17 protein-coding genes are annotated in these 17,269 nt (G+C 67.0%); 5 read left to right on the top strand and 12 right to left on the bottom strand.

Annotation, left to right across the window (positions count from 1 at the left end; all coding sequences use genetic code 11):
- Positions 1-129: 129 nt before the first annotated feature.
- Positions 130-732 (bottom strand): TetR/AcrR family transcriptional regulator, encoded by a 603-nt coding sequence (locus RYM47_RS06150; RefSeq protein WP_068853700.1) that lies wholly within the window; start codon positions 730-732, stop codon positions 130-132.
- 103 nt (positions 733-835) lie between these two features.
- On the opposite strand from RYM47_RS06150, the gene RYM47_RS06145 reads away from it, so the two are divergent.
- The 3 genes from RYM47_RS06145 to RYM47_RS06135 all read left to right on the top strand — a co-directional run bounded on the left by RYM47_RS06145 (position 836) and on the right by RYM47_RS06135 (position 4,744).
- Positions 836-1,732, top strand: a complete 897-nt coding sequence (locus tag RYM47_RS06145; protein WP_315386660.1) for an alpha/beta hydrolase — start codon at positions 836-838, stop codon at positions 1,730-1,732.
- Positions 1,729-4,206 carry an acyl-CoA dehydrogenase gene (locus tag RYM47_RS06140; RefSeq protein ID WP_315386659.1) on the top strand — a complete coding sequence of 826 codons (2,478 nt, stop codon included), beginning with the start codon at positions 1,729-1,731 and terminating at the stop codon, positions 4,204-4,206. Before RYM47_RS06145 ends, RYM47_RS06140 begins: the two co-directional genes overlap by 4 nt.
- A gap of 64 nt (positions 4,207-4,270) precedes the next feature.
- Positions 4,271-4,744, top strand: a complete 474-nt coding sequence (locus RYM47_RS06135; protein WP_315386658.1) for a hotdog fold domain-containing protein — start codon at positions 4,271-4,273, stop codon at positions 4,742-4,744.
- Positions 4,745-5,278: 534 nt separating this feature from the next.
- Here RYM47_RS06135 and RYM47_RS06130 read toward each other — a convergent pair.
- Entirely contained in the window at positions 5,279-5,635 is a 357-nt protein-coding gene (locus RYM47_RS06130; RefSeq protein ID WP_070209451.1) for a DUF1304 domain-containing protein, read from the bottom strand.
- A 29-nt stretch (positions 5,636-5,664) separates the two neighbouring features.
- Complete coding sequence (locus tag RYM47_RS06125) at positions 5,665-6,996, bottom strand: MFS transporter (RefSeq protein ID WP_315386703.1); 1,332 nt, start codon at positions 6,994-6,996, stop codon at positions 5,665-5,667.
- A 102-nt stretch (positions 6,997-7,098) separates the two neighbouring features.
- Here RYM47_RS06125 and RYM47_RS06120 point away from each other — a divergent pair, with 102 nt between their 5' ends.
- A complete protein-coding gene (locus RYM47_RS06120; RefSeq protein WP_315386657.1) occupies positions 7,099-8,679 on the top strand; it encodes a choline dehydrogenase in 1,581 nt (526 codons plus the stop codon).
- Positions 8,680-8,820: 141 nt separating this feature from the next.
- Positions 8,821-10,212 (top strand): serine hydrolase domain-containing protein, encoded by a 1,392-nt coding sequence (locus tag RYM47_RS06115; RefSeq protein WP_315386656.1) that lies wholly within the window; start codon positions 8,821-8,823, stop codon positions 10,210-10,212.
- Positions 10,213-10,335: 123 nt separating this feature from the next.
- Here the strand turns inward: RYM47_RS06115 and RYM47_RS06110 are convergent, their stop codons facing one another.
- From RYM47_RS06110 to nudE, 9 genes are all read right to left on the bottom strand, one after another.
- Complete coding sequence (locus RYM47_RS06110; RefSeq protein ID WP_171966760.1) at positions 10,336-10,887, bottom strand: histone; 552 nt, start codon at positions 10,885-10,887, stop codon at positions 10,336-10,338.
- A 732-nt stretch (positions 10,888-11,619) separates the two neighbouring features.
- On the bottom strand, positions 11,620-12,015 hold the full coding sequence (gcvH, locus tag RYM47_RS06105) for a glycine cleavage system protein GcvH (protein WP_070208779.1): 396 nt from the start codon (positions 12,013-12,015) through the stop codon (positions 11,620-11,622).
- A 66-nt stretch (positions 12,016-12,081) separates the two neighbouring features.
- Positions 12,082-13,194 (bottom strand): glycine cleavage system aminomethyltransferase GcvT, encoded by a 1,113-nt coding sequence (gene gcvT / locus RYM47_RS06100; RefSeq protein WP_315386655.1) that lies wholly within the window; start codon positions 13,192-13,194, stop codon positions 12,082-12,084.
- 79 nt (positions 13,195-13,273) lie between these two features.
- Positions 13,274-13,705, bottom strand: coding sequence for an NfeD family protein (locus RYM47_RS06095; protein ID WP_315386654.1), 432 nt, complete (start codon positions 13,703-13,705; stop codon positions 13,274-13,276).
- Between the two features lies 1 nt (position 13,706).
- A complete protein-coding gene (locus RYM47_RS06090) occupies positions 13,707-14,669 on the bottom strand; it encodes an SPFH domain-containing protein (protein WP_315386653.1) in 963 nt (320 codons plus the stop codon).
- Between the two features lie 59 nt (positions 14,670-14,728).
- Positions 14,729-15,052 carry a YnfA family protein gene (locus RYM47_RS06085; protein WP_315386652.1) on the bottom strand — a complete coding sequence of 108 codons (324 nt, stop codon included), beginning with the start codon at positions 15,050-15,052 and terminating at the stop codon, positions 14,729-14,731.
- On the bottom strand, positions 15,049-15,861 hold the full coding sequence (gene mazG, locus RYM47_RS06080) for a nucleoside triphosphate pyrophosphohydrolase (protein ID WP_315386651.1): 813 nt from the start codon (positions 15,859-15,861) through the stop codon (positions 15,049-15,051). The genes RYM47_RS06085 and mazG overlap by 4 nt, the downstream gene beginning before the upstream one ends.
- 11 nt (positions 15,862-15,872) lie before the next feature.
- On the bottom strand, positions 15,873-16,676 hold the full coding sequence (gene cysQ, locus RYM47_RS06075; RefSeq protein WP_315386650.1) for a 3'(2'),5'-bisphosphate nucleotidase CysQ: 804 nt from the start codon (positions 16,674-16,676) through the stop codon (positions 15,873-15,875).
- A complete protein-coding gene (nudE, locus tag RYM47_RS06070; protein WP_315386649.1) occupies positions 16,673-17,221 on the bottom strand; it encodes an ADP compounds hydrolase NudE in 549 nt (182 codons plus the stop codon). The genes cysQ and nudE overlap by 4 nt, the downstream gene beginning before the upstream one ends.
- Positions 17,222-17,269: the final 48 nt, after the last annotated feature.

The following is a 17,269-nucleotide window of genomic DNA, read 5'->3' as shown; positions in this document are numbered from 1 at the left end:
TGATCGGCACCTGATGCAGCAACGGCCCCGAAAGGGGCCGTTGTTTTTTGTGCGGCATGGCGTGCGCCTCCGATCTCGCAGACACAAAAAAAGCCGCTTCCGCGGCTTTTTCCGTGCGTGCAGACACGATCACCCGATCGGGATCAAGGTCTCGATCACATGCTCCACGTACGCTTCGAAATCCTCGCGTGCCGGCTTGGGCTGCTGCAGCTGCAGCGACAACTGCAGGAAGCCCACATACGCCGCATAGGCCAGCCGTGCACGGTGCTGCGCGTCGGTGCGACTCAACCCGGCCTGGCGGAACGACGCCACCAGATACTCCAGGCGACGGTGCGAGACACGGTCGATTACCGGGCGCACCATCGGGTGGTCCAGCGCCTTCAGCAGTTCGCTGTAGATGATGTGCGGCTGCACTTCATGCGCCACCACCTGGAACAGCTGGCGCAGGCGCGCGCGCGGATCCGGCACGTCTTCCAGGCTGCCGAACACCTGCTCCTGCTCGAACAGCTCCCAGCGCTCCAGCGCGGCCTGCAGCAGCGCATCGCGCGACGGGAAGTGCCAATAGAAACTGCCCTTGGTCACCCCGAGGCGGCGCGCCAGCGGCTCCACCGCAACGGCGCCGACACCTTGTTCAGCGATGAGGTCCAAGGCGGCCTGCGCCCAGTCTTCCGCGCTCAGGCGGCTGTTGCGGCCGGCACGGGGCTCGCCGGCGGAAGCTTCAGGTTCATTCATGCTGACGATTTAACCATACGCCGGGGTCGGTTTGTGTGGAATTCACACTTCAACCATACCCATCGGTATTGACAGGCCCGAAGGCAGGTCCATACTAGCCGGTATGGTAACGCCCACCCTCCGCCTGACTGCCGCCCACGACACCGTGCTGGCCGCCACCCGCAGCGCCCCCGGGCGTCGCGGCACCGTGCTGTTCGCCCATGGCTTCGGCCAGACCCGGCACGCCTGGACCGCCACCGCGCAGTCGCTGGAAGCAGCCGGCTACCAGACCCTGGCCTACGACGCGCGCGGCCATGGCGATTCGGACTGGAACCCGCCCGACCTGCCCTATCACGGCGAACAGTTCGCCGACGACCTGATCGTGCTGGCCGGCGAACAGCCGCAGCCGCCGGTGCTGGTCGCCGCCTCGATGGGCGGCCTGTTCGGCCTGCTCGCCGAAGCGCGCTGGCCGGGCCTGTTCTCGGCCATGGTGCTGGTCGACATTACCCCCCGCTGGGACACCGCCGGGGTCGAAAAGATCCTGATGTTCATGACCGCGCACCCGGACGGGTTCGCGTCACTGGAACAGGCCGCCGACGTGATTTCGGCGTACATGCCGCACCGCCCGCGCAAGTCGGAAGAGTCGCTGCGCGCGCTTCTGCGCGAGGACGGCCACGGTCGCTGGCGCTGGCATTGGGACCCGCGCCTGGTCGCCGAACTGGCGCGCGACAGCGAACAGCACCAGGACGCGCTCGCCGAAGCGGCGCGCCAGGTGAAATGCCCGGTGCTGCTGGTCAGCGGCGGGCGCAGCACCCTGGTCACCCCGCAAACGGTGGCCGAATTCCTGGCGTTGGTACCGCACGCCCGCCACGTGCAGTTGCCGGAGGCCACCCACATGGTCGCCGGCGACGACAACAACGCCTTTACCGCTACTGTGTTGGACTATCTGGACGTGTTGCCCTCGGCCTCCGCCGTGGCACTGTCCGCCACAACCGAGCACGTCACCGGAGCACGCTCATGAGCTATGTCGTCCCCTTCCTTGCCATCCTGCTGGCAGGCGCCGTCGTCGCCTACCACCGTGGCCGGCTGATCACCTGGACGCTGGCCAGCCTGGCGCTGCTGGCGGCCTGCTGGTTCATTCCATACGTCAACCAGACCGCAACGATCGTGGCCGCGGCCATCGTCGCCGTCATCGCCGTGCCGCTGCTGCTGCCGTTCATCCGCAAGCCGCTGCTGACCGGCCCGATGATGAAGGTGTTCCGCAAGGTGCTGCCGCCGCTGTCGCAGACCGAGCGCATTGCGCTGGAAACCGGTTCGGTCGGTTTCGAGGGCGAACTGTTCACCGGTGATCCGGACTGGAACATCCTGCTCAATTACCCGAAGCCGCAGCTGACCGCCGAAGAGCAGGCCTTCCTCGATGGCCCGGTGGAAGAGCTGTGCACCATGGTCAACGACTGGGAAATCACCCACGTCCATGCCGACCTGCCGCCGGAGCTGTGGGCCTTCATCAAGAAGAACAAGTTCTTCGGCATGATCATCCCCAAGGAATACGGCGGCCTGGGCTTCTCCGCACTGGCCCACCACAAGGTGATCCAGAAGCTGGCCTCGGTGTCTTCGGTGGTCAGCTCCACCGTCGGCGTGCCGAACTCGCTGGGCCCGGGTGAACTGCTGGTGCATTACGGCACCCAGGAACAGAAGGACCAGTACCTGCCGCGCCTGGCCGATGGTCGCGAGGTGCCCTGCTTCGGCCTGACCGGTCCGTTCGCCGGTTCCGACGCCACCTCCATTCCGGACTACGGCATCGTCTGCAAGGGCGAGTGGAACGGCGAGCAGGTGCTCGGCGTCAAGCTGACCTTCGACAAGCGCTACATCACCCTGGCCCCGGTCGCATCGCTGATCGGCCTGGCCTTCCGCATGTACGACCCGGATGGCCTGATCGGCGATACCCGCGACATCGGCATCACCCTGGGCCTGCTGCCGCGCGACACCGCCGGTGTTGAAATCGGCCGTCGCCACTTCCCGCTGAACTCGACCTTCCAGAACGGTCCGATCCGCGGCAAGGACGTGTTCATTCCGCTGACCCAGCTGATCGGTGGCGCAGCCATGGCCGGCAAGGGCTGGAACATGCTCAACGAGTGCCTGGCCGTGGGTCGCTCGATCACGCTGCCGTCCACCGCCAGTGGCGGTGCCAAGGCCGGTGCCGCCGTCACCGGCGCCTATGCACGCATCCGCAAGCAGTTCGGCCTGTCGGTCGGCCGCTTCGAGGGCGTGGAAGAAGCGCTGGCCCGCATCGGCGGCAAGGCCTACAAGATCAGCGCGCTGTCGCAGGCCACCGCCGCGGCGGTCGACCGTGGTGACGTGCCGTCGGTGCCGTCGGCTATCGCCAAGTACCACTGCACCAACATGAGCCGCGAGGTGATCTCGGACATGATGGACGTGATCGGCGGCAAGGGCATCATCCTGGGGCCGCGCAACTTCGCCGGCCGCAGCTGGCAGGCCGCGCCGATCGCGATCACCGTGGAAGGCGCCAACATCATGACCCGCAGCCTGCTGATCTTCGGCCAGGGTGCGATCCTCTGCCACCCGTGGGTGCTGAAGGAAATGAAGGCCGCGCAGGATCCGGACACCCGTGCCGGCCTGCAGGAGTTCGACCGCAGCCTGTTCGGCCACATCCGCTTCGGTATCTCCAATGCCGTGCGTTCGTTCTGGTTCGGCCTGACCGGCGCGCGCTTCGGCGCCGCCCCGGGCGACGCCTATACCCGCCGCTACTTCCGCAAGCTGGACCGTTACTCGGCCAACCTGGCGCTGATGGCCGACATCTCGATGATGACCCTCGGCGGCAAGCTGAAGTTCAAGGAATCGCTGTCCGGCCGCCTGGGCGATGTGCTGAGCCACGTCTACATGACCAGCGCCATGCTCAAGCGCTACCACGACGAAGGCGCACCGCAGGCCGACCAGCCGCTGCTGGCCTGGGCCTTCCATGACAGCGTGCACAAGATCGAGGAATCGCTGTCGGCCGCGCTGCGCAACTTCCCGATCCGTCCGATCGGCTGGCTGATGTGGGCGCTGATCTTCCCGCTGGGCCGTCGTGCCGAGGCTCCGGGCGACCGTCTGAGCCGCCGCGTCGCCGCCCTGCTGATGGCGCCGAACGAAGCGCGTGATCGTCTGGCCAGCGGCGTGTTCCTGACCCCGTGCGAGAACAACCCGGGTGGCCGCATCAACAGCTACCTGTCCAAGGCGATCATGGCCGAGCCGGTCGAGCGCAAGTTCATCAAGGCACTGAAGACCAAGGGCATCGAAGCCCTCGACTTCACCGCCCAGCTGGACGAAGCGGTGGCCGAAGGCGTGATCACCCAGGACGAACGCACGCTGCTGGAAGAGCTGCGCACGCTGACCATGGACACCATCACCGTGGACGACTTCGAACCGCACGAACTGCGTTCGGCCAGCTACTACGACCGCGAACGCAAGGACGCCCAGTCGCAGGCGGCCTGATCGCCATCACGGCATGAACCACAACGGCGGACTTCGGTCCGCCGTTTTTTTTGAGGAAGAACCGATGGCCGCTCCCCTGTTGAACCTCTACCACCGCATGCAACGCTGGCCCGCCGGCCAGTGGCTGTTCTCACGCGCGGTCTGCTTCAAGGCGCCCTACTTCGCCAGCATCGCCCCGCGCATCACCCTGCTCGAACCCGGCCGCTGCGAAGGCCGCATCGCCCACCGGCGCAAGGTCACCAACCACATCGGCACGGTGCACGCGATAGCGCTGTGCAACCTCGCCGAACTCACCGCCGGCCTGATGGTAGACGCCTCGCTGCCACGCGGCATGCGCTGGATCCCGAAAGGGATGGAGGTGAAATATCTGGCGAAGGCGGTGGGTACCCAGCACGCGGTGGCGGTGCCGGAGATTCCGATCGTTGCGGCGGAGGCGGGGTATGGGGTGCCGGTGAAGGTAACGGTGCGCGATGACGCCGGCACCGCCGTGTTTGAGGCGACGATCGAAATGTGGGTGTCGCCGGTCAAGCGCGGTTGATTGCGTATTTCGCTGAAAGCAGCGCCTCCCTGCTACGTGCAGGGGCGGCCGCCGGGCAGCCCCACATGGTCGTGTGCGGTTGGGAACGGCTGACACGCATGGCGTGTCCCTACGCGGGCGCGGCATTTCGACGTGGGTGCGTGATCGCGCGCTGGCTGTTTTGGTAGGGTCGGTTCCCAAACGACCGCCGTGAAATCACCCGCGTCCGGTGACGCAGGGAAATGATCGGCGCCTGCGTTTCCCGTGGCCACCGACGCACTATCGAGGGGTCGGCGGGTGGGGGTACGGGACCGTGAAGGCACATGGATGTGCCGCCCGAGCCTAACGGGAGATTCAAGGCGTGTCCCGTACCCCCCACCCGCCGGCCCCACACCAGGAAACGTCTCAGCCGAGGGCTGTTCGCCCAAATCCAACAGCAGCCGGGCAGAGCCCGGCTCTACGGACGGTGCGCAACCCGGGACGGTGCGCAACCCGGGACGGTGCGCAACCCGGGACGGTGCGCAATCCGGCACGGTGTGCACGGACGACAGGCAATCAGGCCGGCACGAACTGCCAGGCAATCACTGCCAGGATGGCCGGCACCGCCTGGATGAAGAAGATCCGCCGATTGACGCTGTACGCCCCATAGCACCCGGCCACGATCACGCAGCCCAGCATGAAGTTCACCAGCATCGGCAGGTGATCGAACAGGCCCCAGAACAGGCCTGCCGCCAGGAAGCCGTTGTACAGGCCCTGGTTCGCCGCCAGCACCCGCGTCAGCTCCGCCTTCTCCGGCGTGTTGCGGAACGTCTTCAGTCCCAGCGGACGCGTCCACAGGAACATCTCCAGCACCAGGAAGTACACGTGCAACAGCGCGACCACCAGGGTCAGGATTACAGCGGTCCAGTACATGCGCACACCTCGAACAAGTTGGAAACAGCTTACTCCGGCCGCTCCGCCGGCAGCTTCTTTTCTTCGCGCAGCAGCCCGAACGCCGCCGTCGTCATGATTCCCGCCACCAGCAGCCCGCCCGCGAACACCGCACTCGAACCGAACACCGACAGCCCCTTGTGCACCCACGCGAAGGTCAGGTCGCCCGCCCGGTACACCACCGTGTCGATCGCCGCGCCCGCCTTGTAGCGCCACTGCCGGTCCACCCGCGTGAAAATCGTCTCCCGCGCCGGCTTCGCCAGTGAAAACTCACTCGCCCGCGTCAGCACCTGCACGATCGCCACCATCACCGGCAGCGGCGACGCCGCCAGCACCGAAAACCCCGCGATGATCGCAAAGCCCGGAATCAACAGCGCCGGCGCGATCCCGAACCGCGACAACAGCCAGCGCGTCACCCCCAACTGCAGCACCAGCGTCAGCGCATTGATCGCCAGATCGATCCGCGAATAGAACGCCGTGCTCGCCGCCGCGTCCGTATACAACCGGCGCACGATCGACGCCTGCTCGTTGTACAGCAGCGTCCCGATCCCCACCCCGAACACCACCATCACCGCCAGCCAGCGCAGCAGCGGCTCACGCGCGATCAGCTTCAACCCGTCCAGCACGCCCCCACCCATCGGCGTCTCCCCCGACACCAGTTGCTGCTCACGCTCGCGCGCCACCGCCCACAAACGCAGCCGCCAGATGCAGAACAGACAGATGCACAGGAACCCCGCCGACACCAGCATCAGGTTCGCGATCCCCACCCGCTGCACCAGCGTCGAGGTGAGCGTCGGACCCAGGAATGCCCCGATCGTACCCGCCGCCCCGATGTACCCGTAGAACGCACGCGCCTGCACGTTCGAGAACACGTCCGCCATGAAACTCCAGAACACCGCCACCGCGAACAGGTTGAACACCGCCGCCCAGAAGAAGAACAGCATCCCCCGCCCCGGCACCCCGCTGTCGAACAGCACGTAGAAGCCCAGCAGCGTCGCAATGAAGAACCCGTACACCAGCGGCAGGAACACCCGGCGCGGATAGCGGCTCACCAGCGCCCCGTACAGCGGCTGCAGAATCACCATTATCACGAACACCCCCGTGAACAGCACCTGCAGTACGAAGTCCTGCAGCGCGATCCCGCGCCCCGCGAACCACCCGATCAGCGCGGGCGGGAACACCGCCTGCAGGTCCGCCGACGCCGCCATCGCCTCCCGCACCGGGCGCAGCACGTAATAACCGCTGAGCAGGCAGAAGAAATACACGCACGCCCACAGCAGCGGCGGCGACTGGCGCAGCGCCGCGCGCAGCCCGGTCGGCGCGGTCGAAGGTACGGCGGTCATGGCGCGTGCGCATTCCAGGCGATAAAGCGCGCACGGTAAACGATGCACCGCAACATCGCCAGTGGTGCCGTATGCTGGCCCGATCACCGTTGGGGAGCGGACATGTACGACTACATCATCGTCGGCGCCGGCTCGGCGGGCTGCGTCCTCGCCAACCGGCTCAGCGCCGACCCGCACTGCCGCGTGCTCCTGCTCGAAGCCGGCCCGCGCGACCGCAACCCCTTCATCCACATGCCCGCCGGCCTCGCCCGCCTGGTCAACAACCGCCGCATCAACTGGAACCTGTACACCGAACCGCAATCCGCCCTCGACGGGCGCCGCCTGTGGTGGCCGCGCGGCAAAGTGCTCGGCGGCTCCAGCGCCATCAACGCCATGTGCTACGTGCGCGGCGTGCCCGCCGACTACGACCGCTGGGCCGCCGCCGGGGCCACCGGCTGGGAGTGGGCCCAGGTGTTGCCCTGGTTCCTGCACAGCGAAGCCAACAGCCGCGGTACCAGCCCATGGCATGGCGACGCCGGTCCGCTGTCGGTCGACGACCTGCGCCACCACAATCCGCTCTCCGACGCCTTCATCGACGCCGCCGTCGAAGCCGGGCACGCCCGCAACCCCGACTTCAACGGAGCCCACCAGACCGGTGTCGGCCTGTACCAGGTCACCCAGCGTGACGGGGCGCGCTGCTCCAGCGCCACCGCCTACCTGCGCCCCGCGCGCGGCCGCCGCAACCTGACCGTGCTGACCGGCGCACGGGCGCGCGCCCTGAGCTTCCAGGGCGACACCGCCACCGGGGTGTACTTCCACCAGCATGGCGCTCACCGGCACGCCCTGGCCGCGCGCGAGGTCATCCTCAGCGCCGGTGCGATCCACTCGCCGCACCTGCTCATGCTGTCCGGCATCGGTCCCCATCGCCAGCTGCGCGCGCACGGCATCAGCACCCGCGTCGACCTGCCCGGCGTCGGTGGCAACCTGCAGGACCATCTGGACATCTGCACCCTCGTGCACACCCATCCCGGGGTCAGCTACGACCGCAGCAACCAGGCCCGCATCGCCTTCGACTACTTCCTGCGCGGCCACCGCGGTGCCGGCACCAGCAACATCGCCGAAGCCGGCGGCTTCGCCCGCTCCCCGCTCGCCCCGGATGCCGGTGCCGACGTGCAGTTCCACTTCGTGCCGGCCATGCTCGACGACCACGGCCGCCATCGCCTGCCTGGCGACGGCTACACCCTGCACGCCTGCGCGCTGCACCCGCGCAGCCGCGGCCGCATTCACCTGCGCGACGGCGACCCCGTCTCGCCACCCAGGATCGAACCCAACTATCTGGGCGATGCCGACGGCCACGACATGGCGATGATGAAGCACTGCGTGCGCATGTCCGCGCAGATCCTGCGACAACCTGCCTTCGATCGCTGGCGCGGTGCGCCGATCTTCCCCGCCAGCGAGCACCTGGACGACACCGCGCTGGAGGCCTTCATACGCGCCAAGGCCGAAACCATCTACCACCCGGTCGGTACCTGCGCGATGGGCCAGTGCGCCGATGCCGTGGTCGACCCCCAGCTGCGCGTGTACGGTGTGCGCGGGCTGCGCGTGGTCGACGCCTCGGTCATGCCGCGCCTGGTCAGCGGCAACACCAACGCCCCGACCATCATGATTGCCGAGCGCGCCGCCGCCTGGCTGCGCGACACCTGAACAGGCCCTCACACACGGCCGTCCGTCCCCTGCAAAAACCGGGCCTTTTCAATGCGATACGCATTCATCTTCGCTCAATTTGTGCAATCAGGAAAAGCGGCGCTAGAATCGGCCCAAGCAGCTGCGCACAGGCCTTACACGATGAAAGAAAACAGCAGGCGCCGACCGATCCGTTCGGCGGCCACCGGGTTGCTGGGCATGCTCATGCCCATCGCCATGTCGTCCACCGCCCAGACCCCGAGTGCAACCCCGGCGTCGTTCCCGGTCAACATCGAGAACAGCGCCGCCCCTGCCATCGCGCATACCCAGCCCGCCGCCTACCGGGCCACCTCGACCACCCCGACCGTGCTGCCGCCGGCCGCCGGCTTCAGCGTGGCCAACATCGAATCCATGGCCCAGCAGCTCACCTATGGCGAGCGCGTGCCCGGCATGGCCGTGGCGATTGTGCAGGGCGGCCGCGTGCTCAGCGCGCGCGGCTATGGCGTCACCGACGTCAACAACCCGCAGATGGTCGACGCGCACACCGTGTTCCGCCTGGCGTCGCTGTCCAAGGCGTTCGCCGGCACCATGGCCGGCCTGCTGGTCAACGACGGCACCCTGCGCTGGGACAGCAAGGTCACCGACTATGTGCCCGGCTTCCAGCTCAACAGCCCCGAAGCGACCGACAAGCTGACCGTGGCCGACCTGCTCAGCCATCGCGTCGGCCTGCCGTACAACGCCTACGACCGCGACGTGGAAGCCAACGCCGAGTACTACACGCTGACCCACAAGCTCGCCTCGACCTCGCTCAAGTGCCAGCCGGGCGACTGCTACGCGTACCAGAACGTGGCCTTCAGCCTGATCGGCGACGTCGTGTACGCCGCCTCCGGCAGTTTCTACGAGCAGTCGGTCGAACGCCGCCTGTTCAAGCCGCTGGGCATGGACGATGCCAGCCTCGGCCTGGCCGGCATCCAGGCCAGCTCGCGCTGGGCGCGTCCACACGTGCGCAGCCGCAATGGCTGGGTGTCACTGACCCCCAAGCCCACCTACTACCGTCTGGCGCCTGCTGCGGGCGTCAATGCCAGCGCCAGCGACATGGCGCAGTGGCTGCTGGCCCACACCGGTCACCGCCCCGACGTGCTGCCGGCGCCGCTGCTGGCCACCCTGCACTCCACGTTGATCAACACCCCCGGCGAAATGCGTTCGGGCTGGCGCCGTGAGCGCCTGCACTCGGCCGGCTACGCACTGGGCTGGCGCAACTTCGATTACGCCGGGCACGAAGTGATCTTTCATGCCGGTGCCGTGCAGGGCTATCGCGGCCTGGTTGCGCTGGTCCCCGAGCGCGACCTCGGCATCGCCATCATGTGGAACGGTGAGAGCAGCCTGCCCAGCGGCCTGCTGCCGACCGTGCTCGATGCCGCCATGGGCCTGCCCGCGCAGCGCTGGCTGGACGTGGACACCGATTTCGGCAGCGACAACCTGATGACCGAAGACAGCAGCCCGGGCAAGCGCAAGGGTGTTTCTTCGGATCGGGCGGTGGCTTCGCCGCGGTAAGACGATCCGGATGATGGATGCGAAAAAGCGGCCCACGGGCCGCTTTTTTTGCATGGCAAAAAAAAACTCCCTCCCCGCTGGGCTGCCGGGGAAGGAGTTTCAGGTACGGCTATCGGGAATCGATCAGATCAGCGGTGCCGGGGTAGCCGGCAGGGCGACCGGTGCAGCCTTCTTCTTGCGGACCGCCGGCTTGCGCTTGGCGACCTTCTTCACTGCCTTCTTGGCCGAAGCCTTCTTGGCGGCCGGCTTGCGCGCGGTGGCCTTCTTGGCAGTGGCCTTCTTGGCGACCTTGCGGACTGCCTTTTTCGCAGTCTTCTTGGCGGTCTTCTTGGCAGCGGCCTTCTTGGCTACCTTGCGGACGGCCTTCTTTGCGGTCTTCTTGGCAGCCGCCTTCTTGGCTACCTTGCGGACGGCCTTCTTGGCAGTCTTCTTCACTGCCTTCTTCGCGGTCTTCTTGGCGGCGGCCTTCTTGGCGACCTTGCGGACCGCCTTCTTTGCCGTCTTCTTCACTGCCTTGCGGGCAGTCGCCTTCTTGGCTGCCTTCTTTACCGTCTTCTTGGCAGCCGCCTTCTTGGCTACCTTCTTCACGGCCTTCTTGGCAGCCGCCTTCTTGGCGACCTTCTTTACGGCCTTCTTGGCGGCCGGCTTTTTCTTCGCAGCTTTCTTGGTTGCCATGGGATTGGCTCCTCGTCAGTGATCTATGGAGTTGAAACGCCCAGGTAAAGCAAACCCGCCGTTGGAGCGTTGCGGGGACCGCCGTCGCGTCATGCGCGTCGTGACGGATACGGGGATACCGACCAGGAACTGCCAGGCAGGTATCGAAGGTGGGGTGACCTTGCGTTTCACCGGAGGAAGCGAACCCGACTCCACCGTCCTCGGACGCGCGGTGGATGTTCTGGTTGTGCTTCGCGACTGGATGTCGATTCGGTTGGCTCGTTTCGCAGGCAAGGTCTGCTGAGGCGAAACCTAATCACGCTTTTTTTCACTGTCAACAACCCCCGCGAAAAAATTTCACATGGCGGGGGGCCGATGCGCCTGCGCCACACCCTCTGCAGGCGCCCGTCGGGACCGTGTCGAACCGACCCGAACCGACGCGCGCAACGCGCGCTTCGTCGATGCGTTGAAAGAAAAACACTTAAAAGAAGCACTTTCGCTTGAACGCCCTGCACGCGGCGCGTGCCAACGCGCCGCCGCAACGTGCATGCCATCGAACGCGCGAGCGCTTCCCGCACGGCGCCAAAACGGGGGCGAAAACTTTTCACATCCGGCAACGCTTTTTGCGTCCGGATTCGCGCAACTGCGCAAACTTTTGGCGGCCACCGGGCGCCGCCTTCTTGCCGGTTACGTGCATCGACCAAAAAAAAACGGCCGCATCAGGCGGCCGTTTCTGTTCCGGGAAGACGAGGATCAGTTGTCCTCGTCGTCCAGGCCTTCGGCGTAGTCGTCCGGTTCCAGCAGGTCGTTCAACTCGTCCTTGTTGGACAGCTCGACCACGAACATCCAGCCGTCGCCGTAGGCGTCTTCGTTGATGGTTTCCGGCTTGTCGGCGAGGGCGCTGTTGACCTCGACCACCTTGCCGGAGACCGGGCTGTACACGTCCGAGGCGGCCTTGACCGACTCGACCACCGCGATCTGCTCGCCGGCCTTGGCATCGGCGCCGACTTCCGGCAGCTCGACGTAGACCAGGTCGCCAAGCAGGCCCTGGGCGTGGTCGGAAATGCCGACGGTGACGCGGTTGCTGTCGTCAACGCGCGCCCACTCGTGGGACTTGAGGAATTTGAGGTCGCCGGGGATCTCGCTCATGGGACTGCTCCGAAGATTTACAGGGGGTCAGGAAAACGCGGGTAGTGTAACCGGGTAGAACGCAGCTCAGCCTTCGCCGAGAACGCCGGGCTGGGCCTGGCCTTCGCGCACGAACGGGAACTTGACCACGCGCACCGGCACCTGCCGGCCGCGGATGTCCACATGCACCTGGCCGAGCTCGCCGGCCGGCACGCGTGCGAAGGCGATGCCCTTGCCCAGGGTTGGCGAGAACGTACCGGACAGGATCTCGCCACTGCCGCTGGCGGTGTTCACCGCCTGGCCGTGGCGCAGCACGCCCTTCTCGTCCATCACCAGGCCGATCATCTGGCGCGCGTCGCCGGCGGCCTTCTGCGCTTCGAGCACGTCGCGGCCGATGAAGTCGCGGCCTTCGTCCAGCGCCACGGTCCAGGCCAGCGCCGCTTCGAACGGGCTGATGGCTTCGTCCATGTCCTGGCCATACAGATTCATGCCGGCTTCCAGGCGCAGCGTGTCGCGCGCGCCCAGCCCGGCCGGACGCACCCCAGCGCCCGCCAGTGCATTCCAGAACGCAACCACCTGGTCCTGTGCGACCAGGATCTCGAAGCCGTCTTCGCCGGTGTAACCGGTGCGGGCGACGAACAGCGGCGCACCGCTGGTCGCGGTGGCCTCGATCGCGGCGAAGCGGCCCAGCTTCTGCAGCGCGGCGCGGTCACCTTCGGCGACCAGGCCGATCACCTTCTCGCGCGCGGTCGGTCCCTGCACGGCGATGATCGCCAGGTCTTCGCGTTCGGTGACCTGCACGTCGAAGGCGGCCGCCTGCTCGCGGATCCAGGCCAGGTCCTTCTCGCGGGTGGAAGCATTGACCACCATGCGGAAGAAGTCCTCACCCAGGTAGTAGACGATCAGGTCGTCGATCACCCCGCCCTGCGCGTTGAGCATGCACGAGTACAGCGCCTTGCCCGGGACCTTGAGCTTGTCCACCGAGTTGGCCAGCAGGCGGCGCAGGAACGCACGCACCTTTTCGCCGCGCAGGTCGACCACGGTCATGTGGCTGACGTCGAACATGCCGGCATCGGCACGCACCAGGTGGTGCTCATCCAGCTGCGAGCCGTAGTGGATGGGCATGTCCCAACCGCCGAAATCGACCATCTTGGCGCCGAGCGCGCGGTGGGTATCGTTGAGAAGCGTCTTCTGGGTCATGACCACAATCCGGGGGATCGAAAAAAACCGGCCTTCATTATCCCAGAACCGCCCCGGCAACGCCTGCGGCGGTGCGCAATCAGACCGGCTGCACCTTGAGCGTCATTCCATCGACCGCCACCACGCGCACCGGCGTGCCGGCCGGCAGGTCGGGCCCGGCCACCACCCAGAACGCATCATCGACCTTGGCGCGGCCAAGGCCGGCGATGATCGGCTGGTCGAGCACCACCACCCGCCCGACCAGCTGTTCCGCGCGGCGGTTCAACAGCGGCGCATCGCTCTCCCGCGCGCGCTTGCGGCCCCACTGCCGGTAGCACTGGATCGACACCACGCTGAGCAGCACGAACGCCACCACCTGCCACAGCAGCGGGATGTCCGCGAACACAGCCACCAGCGCGAACACCGCGGCCGCGCCGATCCCGATCCAGAGCATGAACGCGCCCGGTGCCAACGCCTCTGCAGCGAACAGCACCAGCGCCAGTGCCCCCCACGCGACCACTTCCCAGCGCATCTCAGCCTCCGATGCGCGGCGGCACCGCGCGGGTGGTCTTCTTTTCTTCCTGTTTCGCGAACGCTTCCCTGGCCAGTTCGGCCACGCCGGCGATGGAGCCGATCACGCCGCTGGCTTCCATCGGCATCAGCACCAGCTTCTGGTTCGGCGAGGTCGCCAGTTCCTTGAACGCTTCCACGTACTTCTGCGCGATGAAGTAGTTGATGGCCTGCACGTCGCCGCTGGCGATCGCCTCGGACACCACCTGGGTGGCCTTGGCTTCGGCTTCGGCCAGGCGCTCGCGCGCCTCGGCGTCGCGGAACGCCGCTTCCTTGCGCCCTTCGGCCTCCAGCACGGCGGCCTGCTTCTCGCCGTCGGCACGCAGGATCTCGGACTGGCGCGAACCTTCGGCTTCGAGGATCTGCGCGCGCTTTTCGCGCTCGGCCTTCATCTGCCGCGCCATCGCGTCGAGCAGGTCGCGCGGCGGCTGGATGTCGCGGATCTCGATGCGGTTGACCTTGACCCCCCACGGGTTGGTGGCATGGTCGACCACGCTGAGCAGCTGGGCGTTGATCACTTCGCGCTGGCTCAGCGATTCGTCCAGGTCCATCGAGCCGATCACGGTACGGATGTTGGTCTGCACCAGCGCGATCATCGCCACTTCCAGGTTGGCGACCTCGTAGGCGGCCTTGGATGCGTCCAGCACCTGGAAGAACACCACACCGTCCACGCGCACGGCGGCGTTGTCCTTGGTGATGACTTCCTGGCTGGGCACATCCAGCACCTGCTCCATCATGTTCACCTTGCGCCCGACCCCGTACACGATGGGAATCAGGAAGTGCAGGCCGGGCGTCATGGTGTGGGTGTAGCGGCCGAAGCGCTCCACCGTCCATTCATAGCCCTGCGGCACCATGCGCACGGCCTTGAACAGGATCACCACGGCCACGAAGGCCAGGATCAGCGAGAACAGCACGGTCGGAAACATGGGCTACTCCTTTCCCCGGGGTAGCCCTGAATATACCGCTGATCGCGGCTGCCGCCTGCCTAGGTTGCGCGCGGCGCGAACATGATCACCGCCATCCCGGCCAGGCACAGCCCGACGCCGAGCAGATCCCATCGGCTGGGCCGGATCCCGTCCACGACCCACAGCCATGCCAGCGCGGTGCCGATGTAGACACCGCCATAGGCGGCGTACACGCGCCCGCTGGCCGCCGGGTGCAGGGTCAGCAGCCAGGCGAACAGGGCCAGGCTGGCGGCGGCCGGCAGCAGCAGCCACGCGCTGCCATCGCGGCGCAGCCAGAGCCACGGCAGATAGCAGCCAACGATCTCGGCGACCGCAGTCAGCACGAACAACAGTAAGGTGTTCACGACGTGGGTTCGCCGGCCTTGGCCTGCTCCCACAGCCGTTCCTGCGCCTGCAGATCGAGCTCGGCCATGACGTGGCCGTCGGCCGCGGCCTGCGCTTCCATCGCGCGGAAGCGGCGTTCGAACTTGTGGTTGGCGTGACGCAGCGCCGCGCCAACATCGACCTTGGCGTGACGCGCCAGGTTGGCGCAGACGAACAGCAGGTCGCCCAGCTCCTCCTGGAGCCGGGCCTGGTTGTCCTGGACCGGGCCGCGCGCGAACTCGGCGGCGACTTCGTCCAGTTCCTCGCGCACCTTGTCCAGCACCGGCGCCGGGCCGGGCCAGTCGAAACCGACCCGCGCCGCACGCGCCTGCAGCTTCACCGCACGTTGCCATTCGGGCAGCCCGCGCGAGATCCCGGCCAGCGCGGAGGGGTCGGCATCGCCCTTGGCGGCGCGTTCGGCGCGTTTGATCGCTTCCCAGTTGCTGTTGACGTCTTCGGCACCATCAACCTGCACCTGCGCAAACACGTGCGGGTGCCGGCGCGTCATCTTGTCGCTGATCGCGCGGGCCACCTCGGCGAACCCGAACGCGCCCTGCTCGCTGGCCATCTGCGCATGGAACACTACCTGCAGCAGCAGGTCGCCCAGCTCATCGCAGAGATCGTCGAGGTCACCACGATCGATCGCGTCGGCCACTTCGTAGGCTTCCTCGATGGTGTACGGGGCGATGCTGGCGAAGTCCTGCTGCAGGTCCCACGGACAGCCGTCGCGCGGATCGCGCAGGCGCGCCATGATGCCCAGCAGGCGGTCCAGTTCGGCAGGTGCGGACATCGGTACTCCGGTCAGTCGGGAAGCCAGCTGCGCCACGGCAGGCGGGTGTCGCCGAGCGCGATGAAGTCGCCGTTCAACAGGGTTTCGCGGCGGTTGTAGCGGAACGGCTTGCCGGTGGCGGCAGAGAGGACCGCGCCACCGGCGGCATGCAGCACGCACTGGCCGGCGGCGGTGTCCCACTCGGCGGTCGGGCCCAACCGCGGGTAGACATCCAGCGTGCCTTCGGCGAGCCGGCAGAATTTGAGCGACGAGCCCTGCGCGACCACGTCGATCTCGCCCATGCGATCCAGCAACGCCTGGGTCTGCACACTGCGATGCGATCGGCTGGCGGCCACCTGCAGCGGCGGCAACGCCGGGGTGCGGGTCCGCAGCACCGAGTCGTGCAGGCCCTCGCGACGATAGGCCAGTTCGCCACGCATGGCATGCCAGGCAACGCCGCTGACCGGCGCCAGCACCACGCCAAACGCTGGCGCACCCTGGTAGATCAGTGCGATGTTGACGCTGAATTCGTCGTTGCGCTTGACGAACTCGCGGGTGCCGTCGAGTGGATCGACCAGCCAGTAGGCGCCCCAGTGGCGACGCACCTCCCACGGCACCTGCGCCGATTCCTCGGACAGGATCGGCAGGTCCGGGGTCAGCTGGCCCAGCCCGCGCAGGATCACCTGGTTGGCGGCCAGGTCGGCCGCGGTCACCGGGCTGCGGTCGGACTTGATCTCCACGTCGAACGGACTGGCATACACCTCGCGGATCGCCGCGGCGGCATCCTGGGCGATGGCGATCACCGTTTCGCGCAGCGCGGTGGTGAGTTTGATCATTCCCCGCGTTCCAGCCACTGCCGGGCGATGAACAGCGCGGCCAGCGAGCGGCCTTCGGAGAAGTCTTCGCGCAGCATCAACTGGTCCAGCTCGGCCAGTTTCCACGGCACCACTTCGAGCTCTTCGGGTTCGTCGCCGACCAGCCGCTCCGGGTACAGGTCGCGCGCCACCACCAGGTAAGACAGGTGGCTCATATAGGTCGGGGCCAGGGTCATCGCGCGCAGCACGTCGACCCGGCGCGCACCGTAGCCGGCTTCTTCCTTCAGTTCGCGGTCGGCGGCCTGCTCCGGGGTTTCGCCAGCGTCGATGCGGCCCTTGACCAGGCCCAGCTCGTAGCGGTGCACGCCGGCAGCGTATTCACGCACCAGCAGCACGGTCTCGTCGTCCAGCATCGGCACCACCACCACCGCACCATGGCCCCGGCTGACCAGGCGCTCGAAACGGCGGCGTTCGCCGTTGGAGAACTCCAGGTCCAGGTGCTGGCGCTGGAACGGGCCGCTTTCCTCGTCCGTGATCTGGTGGATGGTGGGCAGCGGACGGGTCATGCGAACTGGCTCTTGGAGATCGATAGAATGCAGGCAGGTGAAAACGTG

This window comes from uncultured Stenotrophomonas sp. (genome assembly GCF_963519125.1).
Lineage (GTDB): Bacteria > Pseudomonadota > Gammaproteobacteria > Xanthomonadales > Xanthomonadaceae > Stenotrophomonas.
The sequence above is the reverse complement of the archived record's forward strand: the minus strand, read 5'-3'. Positions and strand labels throughout refer to the sequence as shown.